The sequence below is a fragment of the Stutzerimonas stutzeri genome (genome assembly GCF_000952685.1).
Taxonomy (GTDB): Bacteria; Pseudomonadota; Gammaproteobacteria; order Pseudomonadales; family Pseudomonadaceae; genus Stutzerimonas; species Stutzerimonas stutzeri_E.
This window is the reverse complement of sequence record NZ_JYHV01000037.1, coordinates 344,973-361,091: the sequence shown is the minus strand read 5'-3', so window position 1 is coordinate 361,091 and position 16,119 is coordinate 344,973. Positions and strand designations below refer to the sequence as shown.

The following is a 16,119-nucleotide window of genomic DNA, read 5'->3' as shown; positions in this document are numbered from 1 at the left end:
TCCGAATTTGTAGAGAGGAGCCTGAAATGACCCGTTTCCGCGACACCGAAATCCGCGCCGCCCGCGGTACCAGCCTGACCGCCAAGAGCTGGCTGACCGAAGCGCCGTTGCGCTTGCTGATGAACAACCTCGACCCGGAAGTGGCCGAGAATCCCAAGGAGCTGGTGGTGTATGGCGGCATTGGCCGCGCCGCGCGCAACTGGGAATGCTTCGACAAGATCGTCGAGGTGCTGACCCGTCTGGAAGACAACCAGACCCTGTTGATCCAGTCGGGCAAGCCGGTCGGCGTATTCGAAACCCACAAGGACGCGCCGCGGGTGCTGCTGGCCAATTCCAATCTGGTGCCGCATTGGGCGAATTGGGAGCATTTCAACGAACTGGATCGCAAGGGCCTGGCCATGTACGGCCAGATGACCGCCGGCAGCTGGATCTACATCGGCAGCCAGGGCATCGTTCAGGGCACCTATGAAACGTTCGTCGAGGCCGGCCGCCAGCACTATGACGGCGACCTCAAGGGCCGCTGGGTACTGACCGCCGGCCTGGGCGGTATGGGCGGCGCGCAGCCATTGGCCGCGACCCTGGCCGGTGCTTGCTCGCTGAACATCGAGTGTCAGCAAAGCCGTATCGATTTCCGCCTGAAGACCCGCTACGTCGACGAGCAGGCCAACGACCTCGACGATGCCCTGGCGCGCATCGACAAATACACTGGTGAAGGCAAGGCGATCTCCATCGCGCTATGTGGCAACGCCGCGGAAATCCTTCCGGAGCTGGTGCGCCGCGGCGTGCGCCCGGACATGGTGACCGACCAGACCAGCGCCCACGATCCGCGCCACGGTTATCTGCCGGCCGGCTGGAGTTGGGACGAGTACGTCGCCCGCGGCAAGACCGAAGAAGAGGTGGTGGTCAAGGCCGCGCGTCAGTCCATGGCCGTCCACGTGCGGGCCATGCTGGACTTCCAGAAGATGGGCGTGCCGACCTTCGACTACGGCAACAACATTCGCCAGATGGCATTGGAGGAGGGCGTCGACAACGCGTTCGACTTCCCCGGTTTCGTCCCGGCCTACATCCGCCCGCTGTTCTGTCAGGGCATCGGCCCGTTCCGCTGGGTAGCGCTGTCCGGCGACCCCGAGGACATCTACAAGACCGACGCCAAGGTCAAGGAGCTGATTCCCGACGACGCGCATCTGCACAACTGGCTGGACATGGCCCGCGAGCGCATCAGCTTCCAAGGTTTGCCGGCACGCATCTGTTGGGTCGGCCTGAAAGACCGCGCACGCCTGGCGCAGGCGTTCAACGACATGGTCGCCAATGGCGAATTGAAAGCACCCATCGTGATCGGCCGCGATCACCTGGATTCCGGCTCGGTAGCCAGCCCCAACCGCGAAACCGAGGCGATGCAGGACGGTTCCGACGCGGTCTCCGATTGGCCGCTGCTCAATGCTCTGCTGAACACCGCGGGCGGCGCCACCTGGGTATCGTTGCACCATGGCGGGGGCGTCGGCATGGGCTATTCGCAGCACGCCGGGGTGGTTATCGTGGCTGACGGTACGCCAGAGGCTCGGGCCCGTCTCGGACGGGTATTGCGCAACGATCCGGGGACCGGGGTGATGCGTCACGCCGACGCCGGTTATGACATCGCCATTCATTGCGCACGCGAGCAAGGACTCGACCTTCCAATGATCGCCGCTACCCAAGGAGCCAACGCATGAGCCTGTTCAATCTGATTCCGGGCCAACTGACCCTGGGCCAGTTGCGCGCCGCCTACCACGACCCGCTCAAGCTCCGCCTGGACGACAGTGCCCACACCGCCATCGAGGCCAGCGTCGCCTGCGTCAACGCGATCATCAGCGAGGGCCGCACCGCCTACGGCATCAATACCGGTTTCGGTCTGCTGGCCTCGACCCGTATCGCCAGCGAAGACCTGGAAAAGCTGCAGCGTTCGCTGGTGCTGTCGCATGCCGCCGGCATCGGCGAGCCGCTGGATGACGCCATGGTGCGGCTGGTCATGCTGCTCAAGGTCAACAGTCTGGCGCGTGGCTTTTCCGGCATCCGCCTCAGGGTCATCGAGGCGCTGATCGCCCTGATCAATGCCGAGGTCTATCCGCATATTCCGCTAAAGGGGTCGGTCGGGGCTTCCGGTGATCTGGCGCCGTTGGCGCACATGTCGCTGGTACTGCTCGGTGAAGGTCGAGCGCGTTACCAGGGCCAGTGGCTACCGGCGCGGGAGGCCCTGGCCATCGCCGGCCTCGAGCCCATGACCCTGGCCGCCAAGGAAGGCCTGGCGCTGCTCAACGGCACCCAGGTTTCCACCGCCTACGCCTTGCGTGGTCTGTTCGAAGCCGAGGACCTGTTCGCCGCAGCCACGGTCTGCGGCAGTCTGACCGTCGAGGCGGCACTGGGCTCGCGGGCACCCTTCGATGCACGCATCCATGCCGCCCGCGGTCAGCGCGGGCAGATCGATGCGGCTAACGCGTATCGCCACCTGCTTGGCGACAGCAGCGAAGTTGGCCATTCCCATCAGGGCTGCGACAAGGTTCAGGATCCGTACTCGCTACGCTGCCAGCCGCAGGTCATGGGTGCCTGCCTGACTCAGCTGCGCCAGGCCGCAGACGTGCTGGCGGTGGAAGCCAATGCGGTCTCCGACAATCCGCTGGTGTTCGCCGCCGAGGGCGATGTGATCTCCGGTGGCAACTTCCATGCGGAACCGGTGGCCATGGCCGCCGATAATATCGCCCTGGCGATCGCCGAAATCGGCGCGCTGAGCGAGCGGCGCATTTCGCTGATGATGGACAAGCACATGTCGCAGCTGCCGCCGTTCCTGGTGGCCAACGGTGGGGTGAACTCAGGATTCATGATCGCCCAAGTCACCGCCGCGGCCCTGGCCAGCGAGAACAAGGCTTTGGCGCACCCGCACAGCGTCGACAGCCTGCCAACCTCGGCCAACCAGGAAGATCATGTCTCCATGGCGCCGGCGGCGGGCAAGCGGCTGTGGGAGATGGCGGCCAATACCCGGGGTGTCCTGGCCATCGAGTGGCTGGGTGCCTGCCAGGGGCTGGACTTTCGCGAGGGGCTGAAAAGCTCGTCGTTGCTCGAACGGGCGCGCCAGGTGCTGCGGGCCAAGGTGCCTTACTACGTGGAAGACCGCTTCTTCGCGCCGGACATCGCGGCGGCCGATGCGCTGCTCGCCGAGCGCGTGCTCAACCCGCTGATGCCGAGCGGAATGCTGCCTTCGTTTAATCCATAACGCTGTGACGCTCTCCTGGCCTGTCTCTAATGGCAGGCCTTGGGGGCGTTTTGTCGCAAAAAAACAATAAGAACCGAAAGGAACTCCAATGAATTCAGTCGTTTTGGCCGTATTGGCCATGGTCACGCTGTCGATGATGCGGGTCTCGGTGGTCTTTGCGCTGGTGGTCTCCGCGGTGATCGGCGGGCTGACGGCCGGGATGCCGATCGAGGCCATCATCGAGGCCTTCAACGAGGGGCTCGGCGGCGGCGCCTCGGTGGCCCTGGCTTACGCCACTCTGGGCGCGTTCGCTGTGGCGCTGTCGCGTACCGGTATCGCCCAGCGACTGTCGGCCCGGGTCGTCGAGCATCTGGGGCACAGCCGCCATAAGACGGGCGAGCTGGCGCTGGTCAAGTGGGTCATGCTGACCAGCCTGGTGCTGGCCGGTTTCGCCGCCGAGACCGTGATTCCGGTGCATATCGCCTTTATCCCGATCCTGGTGCCGCCGCTGTTGCACGTGATGAATCGTCTGCAGCTGGACCGGCGGCTGACCGCCTGCGCGATCACCTTCGCCATCACCGTGACCTACATGGCATTGCCGATCGGTTTTGGCGCCATTTTTCTCAATGACATCCTGATCGGCAACGTCAACCAGGCCGGCGCAGCCCAGGGACTGGCGGTCAGCCGCGAAATGGCTCCCCAGGCGATGGCGATCCCGGCACTGGGAATGGTCCTCGGGCTGGCAGTCGCTGCGTTCAGCTACCGCCGCAAGCGGGTCTACCAGGAACTGCCGGTCGCCGGCGAGCATCTGCGCAGCAATACCACCCCATTGGGTGCGCGCCAGCTCGGGTTGATCGTTCTCGCCCTGCTACTGGCGCTGGGTGTGCAATTGTGGAGCGGTTCGATGATATTCGGCGGCCTGGTCGGCTTCGCGGTGATTTCGATCAGCGGAGTGATCCGCTGGGACGAACAGGACGACGTGTTCACCCAGGGCATGCGCCTGATGGCGCTTGTGGGATTCATCATGATTGCCGCTGCCGGCTTCGCGGCTGTGATGAAGGCCACCGGAGAGATCCCCAGCCTGGTCAGCAGCTCGGCAGAGCTGATCGGCGACAATCGAGGCATGGCGGCCTTGATCATGCTGCTGGTGGGGCTGCTGATCACCATCGGCATTGGCTCGTCGTTTTCCACGGTGCCGATCATCGCCTCCATTTATGTGCCGCTGGGGCTGGGTTTCGGCTTCTCGCCGTTGGCGATCATCGCGTTGGTGGGGACCGCCGCGGCGCTCGGTGATGCCGGTTCGCCCGCTTCGGATTCGACCCTGGGGCCCACTGCAGGGTTGAATGCCGATGGCCAACATGACCACATCTGGGACACCGTGGTACCAACGTTCCTGCACTTCAACCTGCCGCTGATCGCGGCCGGTTGGTTGGCGGCTATGGTGCTCTGATCGTCCGGGCGCGCTCGGGTCCCTGCACCTCGGTCACGGTGAACGTTATCATCCGCGCATCGCGTCGACTTTAAGGGGGCCTGAGTGGCCAGCAACACACCGCGCTACCGGGTCATCGAGCAGTACCTGCTCGAGCGCATCAACGCCGGCGACTTTCCGGTCAATCACCAGATCCCAGCGGAGGAGCAGCTGGCGCGGGATTTCGGCGTCAGCCGGATGACCGCCAACAAGGCCATCCGCGACCTGGTGCAGAAGGGCTACCTGATCCGCCAAGCCGGGCTCGGCACCTTCGTCACCGATCGCAAGGCCGAGTCTTCGCTGCATGAGGTGCTGAACATCGCGGCCGAGGTCCGGGGACGCGGCAACGAGTACAGCAACCTGATACTGCGCTGCGAGGCGATCGAGGCCGACGACGAGGTCGCCCTGCGGCTCGGCGTACGGGTCGGCACGCCGACCTTCCACAGCATTCTGGTGCACCGCGAGAACGGCCTGCCGATCCAGTTGGAGGATCGCTACGTCAACCCGCGCTGGGTGCCCGATTACCTACAGACCGATTTCGCCCGGCACACGCCCAACGAGGTGCTGGTGGCCGCCTGCCCGATCTCCGACGTCGAGCATGTGGTCGAAGCCGTGCTGGTCGATCGCCAGACCGCCGAATGGCTGGCCATGGACTCGGCGACCCCTTGCCTGAGCATGATTCGCCGGACCTGGTCCGAGGATCACTTGGTCAGCTACGCGCGGCTGATCCACCCGGGAGACCGCTACAAGCTGCGCTCGGCGCTGGGGCCGCGCGACTTCGCCTCGGCCTCGCTGCGACGTGGCAGCTGACGCCTTCTCGGCGTGCCAAGGCGAGCCGGCTAGGACGATCCGCTCGGTGTCAGGCTGACACGAGTCCCCGCCCGGCTCTGAACGATCGCCTCGATATCGCCGAGCGAACCGATGGCCGCCGACTTGCCGGTATTGCGGCGAACTCGCAGGTGGCCTGTACCTTCGGCCCCATCGAGTGCAGCTTGCGGTCCTGGTCATAGACCGCCGGGATGTCTCCGCCACTGGCACAAATGACCACGGCGCTTTTTTCCAGCAGCCAGCGGATCGGCCGGATTTCGAAGATTCGCTTTGGCCGGGGTCTGGCGACCACGCGGCGGAAGCGGTCGCCGTCCGCAGCGATGCGCCAGCTTTTCTGGGTGGCCAGGCGTTCGGCTTCTTCGCGGCTGTAAACCGGCCCGATCGGCTTGCTCGATTGTTCGAAGGCAGAGTCGTTCGCGTCCACCTCGACCTGGGTCAGCAAGCGACCTGCGGGCCGTTGTCGTGGCGTTCAATTTCCTGCAGCGCATCAGCTGCACGGTATGTCTGGGGAGCCGATGGATCTCGATCGATTTCTGCGCGAGGAGTGATGCCGCTCAGTTACGGTCGGCTACCACGCCGATAATGAACAGCAGCAGCAACAGCACTGGCGCGAGCGTGTAGTTGTTGAACTGAGCCAACCCCTTGGCCAGCCAGGGGCTCAGGTAGATGATGCCGAGGCCGTAGACCAAGGCGCAGAAGACCACGAAGGCGAGGGTGCGCAGAACGAAATTGAGCCCACCAATGTTCTTCTGCACCCAGGCGTTGAGCGCCGGTCCGAACAGGACGAACAGCGTCGCCACGATCGCCAGCGAAATATCGAACAGGTGGCTTCGGCTCCAGCGCGATAGGGTGGCGATGAGGTCGAGTACAAGATCCATGCGGGGTCCTTAGGGCAGGAAAAGCTGCAGCAGGTCGTTGAGGAATAACTGGCCCTTGGCCGTGGCGGCCAAGCGCTGCGGGTCGCGCTTGAGCAGTCCGCGCGCTTCGGCTTTGCGGCGGCCTTCGACGAGCATCTCCGTCGACAATCCAGTGCGCTCAGTGAACAGTGCTGACGGAACGCCGTCGGTGAGGCGCAGCACATTCATCAGAAATTCGAAGGGTAATTCATCGTCGCGCAGAACCGATTCGCCGGCACGGTAGCGCTTGGCGGGGTCCAGGTAGTCTTTTGGTAATCGGGTCTTCCAACTTCGGCGAATCTGCCCGTCGGGCCTACTGATCTTGCCATGTGCGCCGGCACCGAGGCCGAGGAAGTCACCGAAGGTCCAGTAATTGAGGTTGTGTCGTGCCTGACGTCCGGGCTGAGCATAGGCCGAGGTTTCGTACTGACGGAAGCCATGCTCGGCGAGCAGCACCTGGCCTGCCTCCTGGATATCCCACAGCGTCTCGTCCTCGGGTAGCTGAGGTGGTCGGTTCCAGAATTCGGTGTTGGGCTCGACCGTCAGCTGGTACCAGGACAGGTGAGTCGGCTGCTGGGCGATAGCGGTGCGCAGATCGCCGAGGGCATCGTCCAGGCTCTGCTCGGGCAGTCCGTGCATCAGGTCCAGGTTGAAGTTGTCGAAGCCGGCGGCGCGCGCCATGTCGGCGGCGCGTACGGCTTCGTCGCCGTCGTGGATCCGCCCCAGCGCTTTCAGCTTGGCGGCTTGAAAACTCTGAACGCCGATCGACAGGCGATTGATTCCGAGGTGACGGTAGTCGCGAAATTTCGCTTGCTCGAAGGTGCCCGGGTTGGCCTCCAAGGTGATCTCGACGTCAGCGGCGAAACCGACCCGTTGTTGCAGTCCGTCGAGAATCCGGCCCAGCGCTTGGGCGGAAAACAGACTCGGGGTACCGCCACCGAAGAAGATCGAGGTGAGCCTGCGCCCCTGCACCTGATCCAGATCGCTTTCCAGATCGTCCAGCAGCGCCGCGACATAGGCGTCTTCGGGGAGCGTCGGACCGGCCGCGTGCGAATTGAAGTCGCAATAGGGGCATTTGCGTACACACCAGGGAATGTGGACATAGGCGGCCAGCGGCGGCAGCGCCAGGCGTGGACCCGTGCGCTGAGCCTTGTCCGAGTGGTTCGCGTTGCCAGCTTCCCGGTTGCTGCGACTGCCGGTTTCGCTCATGCGATACCCAGGCGCTGCTTGAGCAGGGCCATGGCACGCGCGCGGTGGCTGAGCTGGTTCTTATCCGCGGGTGTCATCTCGGCGCTGGAACAGTTGCGCTCTGGCACCCAGAACAGCGGGTCATAGCCGAAGCCATGCTCGCCCTGGGCGGCATGCAGAATACGCCCATGCCAGAGCCCCTCGCAGATGATCGGCAGCGGATCCTCGGCATGCCGGACCAGCGCCAGCGCGCAGACGAACTGCGCGCCGCGCTCGGCATCCGGCACGTTCCTGAGCGCATCCAGTAGCTTGGCGTTGTTCGCGGCATCGCCCTGACCATCGGCGTAACGGGCCGAGTAGATCCCCGGCGCGCCACCGAGATGGTCGACCGCCAGTCCCGAATCGTCGGCGAGTGCCGGCAGGCCGGAAACCCTGGCCGCGTTGCGCGCCTTGAGGATAGCGTTCTCGACAAAGGACAGTCCGGTTTCTTCCGGTTCCACGTCGGTGAATTCGCCAATCGGACGTACACGTACCGTGTCGCCCAGCATGGCCTGCAGTTCCTTGAGCTTGCCGGCGTTATGGCTGGCCAGCACTAGTTCGTTGAAAGGCATCATTCGTCTGGAAAGAATTCCTGGGTGAAATCGAAGTTGATCGGATCGGCGCCCGTGGGTCGTACGTTCAGGTTGAAACGCAGCGTCTCATTGGAGTCGAAGGGAAACTGCGCGAGGTAGTAGATGGCCTCGTCGCCTTCCTTGAGCTGCTTGAAGGTCAGGGGGTAATCCTGACCGAGAAGATTCTTGACCACGCCACTGACCTGCGCGGCCACCGGCTTGCCGGCCTTGATCACCGAGACGTTGACCACGCCCTGGGCCTTGCTGCGCACCAGACCGGCGGCTGCGGCGATGTCCGGTTGGAGGAAGCTGGAATTGAAAGCGATGTAGTGAACGTCGTGCTCACCGACGCTGTACTTGCGCTCGGCCAATGCCGGTAAGGTGAACAACAGGGCGAGCAAGCATATCAGGCTGCGTTTCATGGACGGTTCCTCCATTGATGAAGCGGATCAGCGGCCCGGTCCGGTGACTCGGTATATACCGATCTCGCCGATCAGGTTGGGCCATAGGCGACTTGCCATCCCATGCTTGTGATGGCGATCCACCGCCAGGCGTTCGAGTACCCGGGCTCCGCGTTCACGACACAGCCGCTCGAAATCCTCGAAGGTGCAGAAGTGGATGTTCGGCGTGTTGTACCAAGTGTAGGGCAGGAACTCCGAGACCGGCATGCGACCCTTGCTGGCCAGATACCAGCGGCAGCGCCAGTGGCCGAAGTTGGGAAAGGTGATGATGCATTCGCGACCGACACGGAGCATTTCCTTGAGCAACACATCCGGGTAATGCACCGCTTGCAGCGCCTGGGTCATGACCACCATGTCGAAGCTGTCGCTGGCGAAATTGCCCAGGCCCTTGTCGAGGTCCTGCTCGATGACGTTGACGCCCTTGTCGATGCAGGCGGCGATATTATCGGGATCGATTTCCAGGCCGTAACCACTGACCTGCTTGTGATCTCGCAGCCAGGCCAGTAGCTCGCCGTTGCCGCAACCGAGGTCGAGCACGCGGCTACCCGCCGGTATCCAGTCTTGGATGATTTCCAGGTCGGCGCGCATGTGGGTTCCTTATACGACGATGCGGTTCATGTAGCCGCGAAACGCCTGCAGATAGCGGGGAATGGGAATCAGAAAGGCGTCATGGCCCTGGGGAGCGTCGATTTCCAGGTAACAGACGTTCTTGCGTGCCGCCATCAGCGCATCGACGATTTCATGTGAACGCTCCGGGGAGAAACGCCAATCGGTGGTGAAGGAGATCACGCAGAAGTCCGCCTTGGCCGTCGACAGGGCTTTTGCCAGATCGTCGTCAAACGCCGCCGCCGGATCGAAGTAGTCCAGCGCCTTGGTCATCAGCAAGTAGGTGTTGGCGTCGAAACGACTGGAGAACTCTTCGCCTTGATAACGCAGGTAGCTCTCGACTTGGAATTCGACACTGTTGAAATCGTAGTTGAGCTTCTCGCTCTTCAGGCCGCGACCGAACTTGGTGCCCATGGCGTCATCGGACAGGTAGGTGATATGGCCGACCATTCGGGCCAGCATCAGGCCGCGCTTGGGAATCACGTTGCGTTCCTGGAAGTGCCCGCCGTGGAACTCCGGATCGGACAGGATCGCCTGGCGCGCCACCTCGTTGAAGGCGATGTTCTGCGCCGACAACTTGGACGCCGAGGCGATCGCGACGCAGTGGCGAACCCGTTCTGGATAGCTCATGGTCCATTGCATCGCCTGCATGCCGCCGAGGCTGCCGCCCACCACTGCCGCCCACTGTTCGATGCCCAATACATCGGCCAGGCGTGCCTGGCTGTTGACCCAGTCCTCCACCGTGACGACGGGGAAGTCCGCCCCGTAAGGCTTGCCGGTCAGTGGGTTGATGCTGCTGGGGCCGGTCGAGCCGTTGCATCCACCGAGGTTGTTCAGGCTGACCACGAAGAAGCGGTTGGTGTCGATCGCCTTGCCCGGCCCGATGCAGCTGTCCCACCAGCCGGGTTTATTCTCGTCCATGCTGTGGAAACCGGCTGCATGGTGATGGCCGGACAGCGCATGGCAGATCAGCACGGCATTACTGCGCGCGGTGTTCAATTCACCGTAGGTTTCGTAGATCAGCTGGTAGTCATTGAGCGTGCGGCCGCAGGCAAGTGCCAGCGGTTCGGCGAAATGCTCGACCTTCGGACTCACCAGACCAACGGAATCGGCTGGAATAGCTGTGGGCATCGACCCTGGCTCGTACTGGAAGAAGGCGGCAAAGTCTAAAGGTTAGCGCGCCTCAATTCATCCTCAATCGCAACGCCCGAGTCAACTCAGGCTGGCGCTGGTGAGGCTGACCACTTTGCCCTGGCGACGGATCGGAGCCGGCCGCCGCAGCAATCGCAACATTTCCCCAGCCTGTGCCAACTGTTGCTCCAGCTCGAGGCTGTAGCGTGCCAGCAGACGACCGCGCTGGCTGCTTTGCTGGCTCTCCTGTGCCAGGCTTTTTAGCTGCAGCAGGTGCGCTTCGAGCTGTTGCTTGTGCTCCAATGAATGTTGCATCAACGGCATCAGGGCTTCGTCGGCCCATTGCTCGGCGTCCTGACGCAGGCGCTGATGCATTCCGATGACTTCCTGCACCAGGGTGGCGAAGAAGCGTCGGGTCAGCGTGCGCTGCTCGGTAAGCAGCGTTTTAAGCTGCAGGCGAAACTGGTCGGCTTTGTTCTGCAGTCCCTTCAGCTCTTTCTGGTAAGGGCCGAGCCGAAACAGGGGAGCGTCGACCCCGTGCAGCGGGTTCTGTTCGTTGTGGCGGGCGTAGATCGCCGACACCATCTTGTTTGCTAGCGCCGCCTCATGCTCGAGCGCACCCAGGTCCTGCTCGACCGAACGGAAGAAGTGCAGAATGCTCAGGTTGATACCCAGGGTCGTCAGGCTGCCTGTCAGGCTGCGGCGCAGGCGGGTCAAATGCTCTTCCAAGCGCTCGGCGCGCACGGTGCCGCGCAGCAGCTCGCCCTGACGCTGCAGCAGGCGCTGGTTGGTCTTCAATTGCAGCAGGCGCTTGTGGTGCTGATTGTGATCGTGCCGAGTGCGGGCGGTCAGCTCCAGCAACAGCTGCCCGCTATCGTGACGGCGGTTATCGAGCAGTTCGCTCTGTTCGCGAACCTTGGCCAAGCGCTGGGTCAGGATGTGCTGGCTGTTCTGTAGCAGAGCGAGCACCTGGCGCACCACCTGTTGCTCCAGCAGGCGCTCCTTCTGCGCGAGGATGCGTTCGCAAAGAAGCTGCTCCAGCGCCACCAGTCGGCTGCGCTCAAGCAGTGGCTGATCGCCGCGAATCTTCGCAAGCAGTGCCTGCTTGGCCGAAAGCGGAAGCACGTCGTCGACGGCGATACCCAACTGTTGGGCGGTGCTGCTCTGCATCCTCTGGATCGCATCGTTGACGAACGCGTCGCCGGAGACGTCGTCCCAGAGCACATCGATTTTGTTGAGCACGGCGAACAAACGGTGTCGACCGCCGTCGTCGAGCTGATGGATATGCTGCTGCCAGATATCCATATCGCTGGCGGTCACGCCGGCGTCGGCTGACAACAAAAAAATTACCGCCTGGGCACTCGGCAGCATCGACAGGGTGAGTTCTGGCTCGCTGCCCAGCGCGTTGAGGCCCGGCGTATCGAGTATCCGCAACCCCTGGCGCAACAGGGGGTGATCGAAGTTGACCATCGCGTGCCGCCAGGCCGGCACCATGACTTCGCCGGCCGTCTCCGCTTGTTCCAGTGAGTCGGGATGGAAACCGAGCTGAATGGCTTGCTCCACCGGCATGGATTTGGTGGAAGCGACCTGGGTGAAGGCTTCGACCATGGCGTCCGGCTTGTTCGGATCCAGCGCTATGTTCTGCCAGAAACGCGGATTGCGCTTGAGCTGGGCGATGCTCGTGTCGTCCAGGCGCGACTCGATCGGCAACAGGCGGATATAGGAGCGCTCCGCGCGTGGATCAAAAAACAGTTCGGTTGGGCACATGGTGGTGCGCCCTGCACGCGAGGGCAGGATGCGTTGGCCGTACCCGGAGAAAAACAGGCTGTTGATCAGCTCCGTCTTGCCACGGGAAAACTCGCCGACGAACGCCAGGGTGATGTGATCGGTGCGCAGCAGTTTCAAGGCACGATCAAGCCGCGCATCTACCGCCTCCGAATTGAGGCGGTTGTGCCCCAGCCAGCTGCGGTAGCGGGTGATCTCCCGAACCAGATCACGCTTCCAGGTAACGTAGGCATCCACTTGCCGGTCTAGTCGTTCCATGATCGTGGTGCTTCCTGAAAGGCGGATCGGGCGATTATCCCAATCGCCCGATGCGGGTCAATTGAGAGGGTGTGAACTACCGCTCAAAGGCCGCATGTGGTGCGCAGACGGTTGGCCTCAGATCAGCGAGCGGAGGATATTGGGCATATGCGTCATCATCGCCAAGTTGTTGATCACCAGCATGTCCAGCAGCTTGATCGCCAGAAAAGCGAAGATCGGCGAGATATCCAGCCCGCCAAGATTGGGCAGCAGGCGGCGGAAAGGTGCCAGCGCCGGTTCGCAGATCTGGTTGACCAGTTGAGCGCCGGGGTTGTGGCTACCGGGTGCGACCCAGGACAGGATTACGCTGATGATCAGCGCGTAGAAGAATATGTTCAGAAACAGCCCGGTCACGCCAATCAGCGCCCAGACCAGAAGCTGCAGCGGGTTGCCGATGGTGCCGTAGGCCAGCATCAGGATGGCAGCCATCAGCAGCACTTGAATCACGATGGCCAGCACCAGCGAGGATAGATCGATGCCGCCGATGCTCGGTATCACCCGGCGCAACGGTCGCAGCAAGGGGTGCGTGGCGCGCACGATGAACTGGCTCAGCGGATTGTAGAAGTCCGCCCGGACCAACTGCAGGATAAAGCGCAGCAGCACGATCAGCAGATAGAGACTGCCGAGCGTCTGGACGATCAGGATCAGGGCTTGTGAGAGTTGCGACATGAAGGCTCCTTAGGGTCTGTTGATGTTTCGTCGCGAGCCGCGTTGCTGCGTCAAATGACGCCAGGCAAGGCGCGGGACGCAGGTAATGGTTGTTCCCTTGACAAGTCTCGCAACGCCGCATGGCGTCATTTGCCGCGCAACCCGAAGGGCCGGGCCTGTTTTTGCGCGGTGCGGCGTTATTCGTCGTTCATTTGGAATGACCAAACTTCTCTCCTCATGCCTTGCTCCGCGCAAAAACAAGCTCCGGCGCGGCCGCGAACGAAACGTCAACAGACCCTAATTACCCAGTTGTTCGGCGAGTTCGGCCGAGCGTTGTGCGGCGGCATTCATCGCCTGTTGAACCAGGCTCTCGAAGCCGCCTGTCTGGAAGGCTTTGATCGCCGCTTCGGTGGTTCCGTTCGGCGAGGTGACGCGGCGACGCAGTTCGGCTGCCTCGACGTCGCTTTCGCAGGCCATCCGTGCGGCACCCAGCGCGGTGTGCAGTGTCAGCTGCGCCGCGGTGTCGCGTGGCAGGCCCAGGTGCTGGCCGGCGGCGGTCATGGCTTCGATCAACAGGAAGAAATAGGCGGGCCCGCTGCCGGAGACGGCGGTGACGGCGTCGATCAGTTCTTCCTTGTCCAGCCAGAGCGCCAGGCCCACAGCCGATAGCAACTGCTCGGCCTGTTGTTTTTGCTCAACGCTGACCTGAGCACTGGCGAACAACCCGCTGACGCCTTGACGCAATAGCGATGGCGTATTCGGCATGCAGCGCACGATGGCCCGTGGCGTCTGCGGCCCCAGCCATTGCTGCAAGCTGGCGCAGTTGATTCCCGCGGCGATCGACACGATCAGCTGGTTCGATTGCAGATGGACGGCCAGATCGCGGCAGACCGACTGCATCATCTGCGGTTTGACCGCCAGCAGGACGACATCGGCACCGGCAACGGCTTGGCTGTTGTCGGCGAAGGTCTCGATGCCGTGGGTTGACTCCAGCTCGGCGCGCTTGTCAGCGCCTGGATCGCTGGCACAGATGGATGTGGCGGATACGCCTTGGGCACGCAACCCGCCGATCAGGCTGGCAGCCATGTTGCCGCCGCCGATGAATGCGATACGGGGTGTGTTCATGCGTGGGTTCCTTTACTTATGCGCAGGTTTGGCCGGAGCGGTCTGCGGTGGCGACGCGCGGGCGCCGAACAGGGCAGTGCCGATGCGGACCCAGGTGGCGCCTGCTGCGATGGCAGCCTCCAGATCCTGGCTCATGCCCATGGAGAGGGTGTCGAGCTCGAGGTCGAGCTCGTTTTGCAACTGTCGCAGGCGGGCGAAGGCGGCACGCTGCTCGGCGGGATCGTCGGTCGGCTCGGGAATCGTCATCAGCCCCCGCAGACGCAGGCGGGGCAGGGCGGCGATGACCTGAGCCAGTTCTGGCACATCCTGTGGTTCGCAACCGGACTTGCTGGCCTCGCCACTGACATTCACCTGCAGGCAGATATTCAGCGGTGGCAGTGATTCGGGGCGCTGGTCGGAGAGCCGCTGAGCGATCTTCAGGCGGTCGACCGAATGAACCCAGTCGAAGTGCTCGGCGATCGCCTTGGTCTTGTTCGACTGGATCGGGCCGATGAAATGCCAGGTCAATGACAGGTCGGCGAGCTCGGCCTGTTTCTCAAGAGCTTCCTGCAGATAGTTCTCGCCGAAATCGAGTACACCGGCGCTGGATGCCTCGCGAATCGCGGCGGCCGGCTGGGTCTTGCTGACCGCCAACAGGCGTACCTCGTCGGGATCACGCGCCACAGCTTGCGCCGCCTCACGGATGCGCGTTGCGACCTTTGCAATATTGTTCGCTATCGTGGACATTAACTGCGCCTGCCACCTTAGGGTCTGCGCGGCATTCTACCTGCTTGCTTGTAATTGGGGAGTCCCATGGATATCACAGAACTGCTGGCCTTCAGTGCCAAGCAGGGTGCGTCTGACTTGCACCTGTCTTCCGGCTTGCCGCCGATGATCCGCGTTGACGGTGACGTGCGCCGGATCAATCTGCCGGCGATGGACCACAAGCAGGTGCACGCACTGATCTACGACATCATGAACGACAAGCAGCGCAAGGATTTCGAGGAGTTCCTCGAGACTGACTTTTCGTTCGAAGTGCCCGGCGTGGCGCGCTTCCGGGTCAACGCATTCAACCAGAATCGCGGCGCCGGTGCGGTGTTCCGGACCATTCCGTCGAAGGTGCTGACCATGGAAGACCTCGGCATGGGCGAGGTCTTCCGCAAGATCACCGATGTGCCGCGAGGGCTGGTGCTGGTCACCGGGCCGACCGGTTCGGGCAAGTCGACCACCCTGGCGGCGATGCTCGACTATCTGAACAACACCAAATATCACCACATCCTCACCATCGAGGACCCGATCGAGTTCGTCCACGAGTCGAAGAAGTGCCTGGTCAACCAGCGCGAAGTGCACCGCGACACATTGGGCTTCTCCGAAGCCCTGCGCTCGGCGCTGCGTGAAGACCCGGACATCATCCTCGTGGGCGAGATGCGCGATCTGGAAACCATCCGCCTGGCGCTGACCGCCGCGGAAACCGGTCACCTGGTATTCGGCACCCTGCACACCACCTCGGCGGCCAAGACCATTGACCGCGTGGTCGATGTGTTCCCGGCGGAAGAAAAATCCATGGTTCGCTCGATGCTCTCCGAATCGCTGCAGGCGGTGATCTCCCAGACCCTGCTGAAGAAGGTCGGTGGCGGTCGAGTGGCCGCGCACGAAATCATGATCGGTACACCGGCGATCCGAAACCTGATCCGCGAGGACAAGGTGGCGCAGATGTATTCCTCGATCCAGACCGGCGGTTCGCTGGGCATGCAGACGCTCGATTCCTGTCTCAAGGGGCTGCTGGCCAAGGGGTTGATTTCGCGCGACGCAGCCAAAGAAAAGGCCAAACAGCCGGAAAATTTCTAAACCCACGGGTGGTCCGGCGACATCG

At 62.8% G+C, this 16,119-nt stretch carries 15 protein-coding genes and 1 pseudogene; 5 read left to right on the top strand and 11 right to left on the bottom strand.

Annotated features, from left to right (window positions below):
• Positions 1-26 precede the first annotated feature (26 nt).
• From hutU to hutC, 4 genes are all read left to right on the top strand, one after another.
• Entirely contained in the window at positions 27-1,709 is a 1,683-nt protein-coding gene (gene hutU, locus UF78_RS20275; protein ID WP_045164015.1) for a urocanate hydratase, read from the top strand.
• Complete coding sequence (hutH, locus tag UF78_RS20270) at positions 1,706-3,244, top strand: histidine ammonia-lyase (protein WP_045164014.1); 1,539 nt, start codon at positions 1,706-1,708, stop codon at positions 3,242-3,244. The genes hutU and hutH overlap by 4 nt, the downstream gene beginning before the upstream one ends.
• Before the next feature lie 88 nt (positions 3,245-3,332).
• A complete protein-coding gene (locus tag UF78_RS20265; protein ID WP_045164013.1) occupies positions 3,333-4,673 on the top strand; it encodes a Na+/H+ antiporter family protein in 1,341 nt (446 codons plus the stop codon).
• Between the two features lie 84 nt (positions 4,674-4,757).
• Positions 4,758-5,501, top strand: coding sequence for a histidine utilization repressor (gene hutC, locus UF78_RS20260; protein ID WP_045164012.1), 744 nt, complete (start codon positions 4,758-4,760; stop codon positions 5,499-5,501).
• A gap of 29 nt (positions 5,502-5,530) precedes the next feature.
• Here the strand turns inward: hutC and UF78_RS20255 are convergent.
• The 11 genes and pseudogenes from UF78_RS20255 to UF78_RS20205 form a co-directional block, all read right to left on the bottom strand.
• Positions 5,531-5,973: pseudogene (locus UF78_RS20255) on the bottom strand (carbamate kinase); the annotation flags it as partial.
• Positions 5,974-6,073: 100 nt separating this feature from the next.
• A complete protein-coding gene (locus tag UF78_RS20250) occupies positions 6,074-6,397 on the bottom strand; it encodes a DUF3392 domain-containing protein (RefSeq protein WP_045164011.1) in 324 nt (107 codons plus the stop codon).
• Between the two features lie 9 nt (positions 6,398-6,406).
• A complete protein-coding gene (hemW, locus tag UF78_RS20245; protein WP_080890669.1) occupies positions 6,407-7,624 on the bottom strand; it encodes a radical SAM family heme chaperone HemW in 1,218 nt (405 codons plus the stop codon).
• Complete coding sequence (gene rdgB, locus UF78_RS20240; protein ID WP_045164010.1) at positions 7,621-8,217, bottom strand: RdgB/HAM1 family non-canonical purine NTP pyrophosphatase; 597 nt, start codon at positions 8,215-8,217, stop codon at positions 7,621-7,623. Before rdgB ends, hemW begins: the two co-directional genes overlap by 4 nt.
• Positions 8,214-8,636, bottom strand: a complete 423-nt coding sequence (locus tag UF78_RS20235) for a DUF4426 domain-containing protein (RefSeq protein WP_045164009.1) — start codon at positions 8,634-8,636, stop codon at positions 8,214-8,216. The genes rdgB and UF78_RS20235 overlap by 4 nt, the downstream gene beginning before the upstream one ends.
• Before the next feature lie 27 nt (positions 8,637-8,663).
• On the bottom strand, positions 8,664-9,263 hold the full coding sequence (gene metW, locus UF78_RS20230) for a methionine biosynthesis protein MetW (protein ID WP_045164008.1): 600 nt from the start codon (positions 9,261-9,263) through the stop codon (positions 8,664-8,666).
• Positions 9,264-9,272: 9 nt separating this feature from the next.
• A complete protein-coding gene (gene metX / locus UF78_RS20225; RefSeq protein ID WP_045164007.1) occupies positions 9,273-10,412 on the bottom strand; it encodes a homoserine O-succinyltransferase MetX in 1,140 nt (379 codons plus the stop codon).
• Between the two features lie 81 nt (positions 10,413-10,493).
• On the bottom strand, positions 10,494-12,455 hold the full coding sequence (locus UF78_RS20220) for a dynamin-like GTPase family protein (protein ID WP_045164006.1): 1,962 nt from the start codon (positions 12,453-12,455) through the stop codon (positions 10,494-10,496).
• Between the two features lie 117 nt (positions 12,456-12,572).
• A complete protein-coding gene (locus UF78_RS20215) occupies positions 12,573-13,163 on the bottom strand; it encodes a YggT family protein (protein ID WP_045164005.1) in 591 nt (196 codons plus the stop codon).
• Positions 13,164-13,439: 276 nt separating this feature from the next.
• Positions 13,440-14,267 (bottom strand): pyrroline-5-carboxylate reductase, encoded by an 828-nt coding sequence (gene proC / locus UF78_RS20210; protein ID WP_045164004.1) that lies wholly within the window; start codon positions 14,265-14,267, stop codon positions 13,440-13,442.
• 12 nt (positions 14,268-14,279) lie between these two features.
• Entirely contained in the window at positions 14,280-14,993 is a 714-nt protein-coding gene (locus UF78_RS20205; RefSeq protein WP_045164003.1) for a YggS family pyridoxal phosphate-dependent enzyme, read from the bottom strand.
• Between the two features lie 66 nt (positions 14,994-15,059).
• Here UF78_RS20205 and pilT point away from each other — a divergent pair, with 66 nt between their 5' ends.
• Positions 15,060-16,094, top strand: coding sequence for a type IV pilus twitching motility protein PilT (gene pilT, locus UF78_RS20200; RefSeq protein ID WP_019339777.1), 1,035 nt, complete (start codon positions 15,060-15,062; stop codon positions 16,092-16,094).
• Positions 16,095-16,119: the final 25 nt, after the last annotated feature.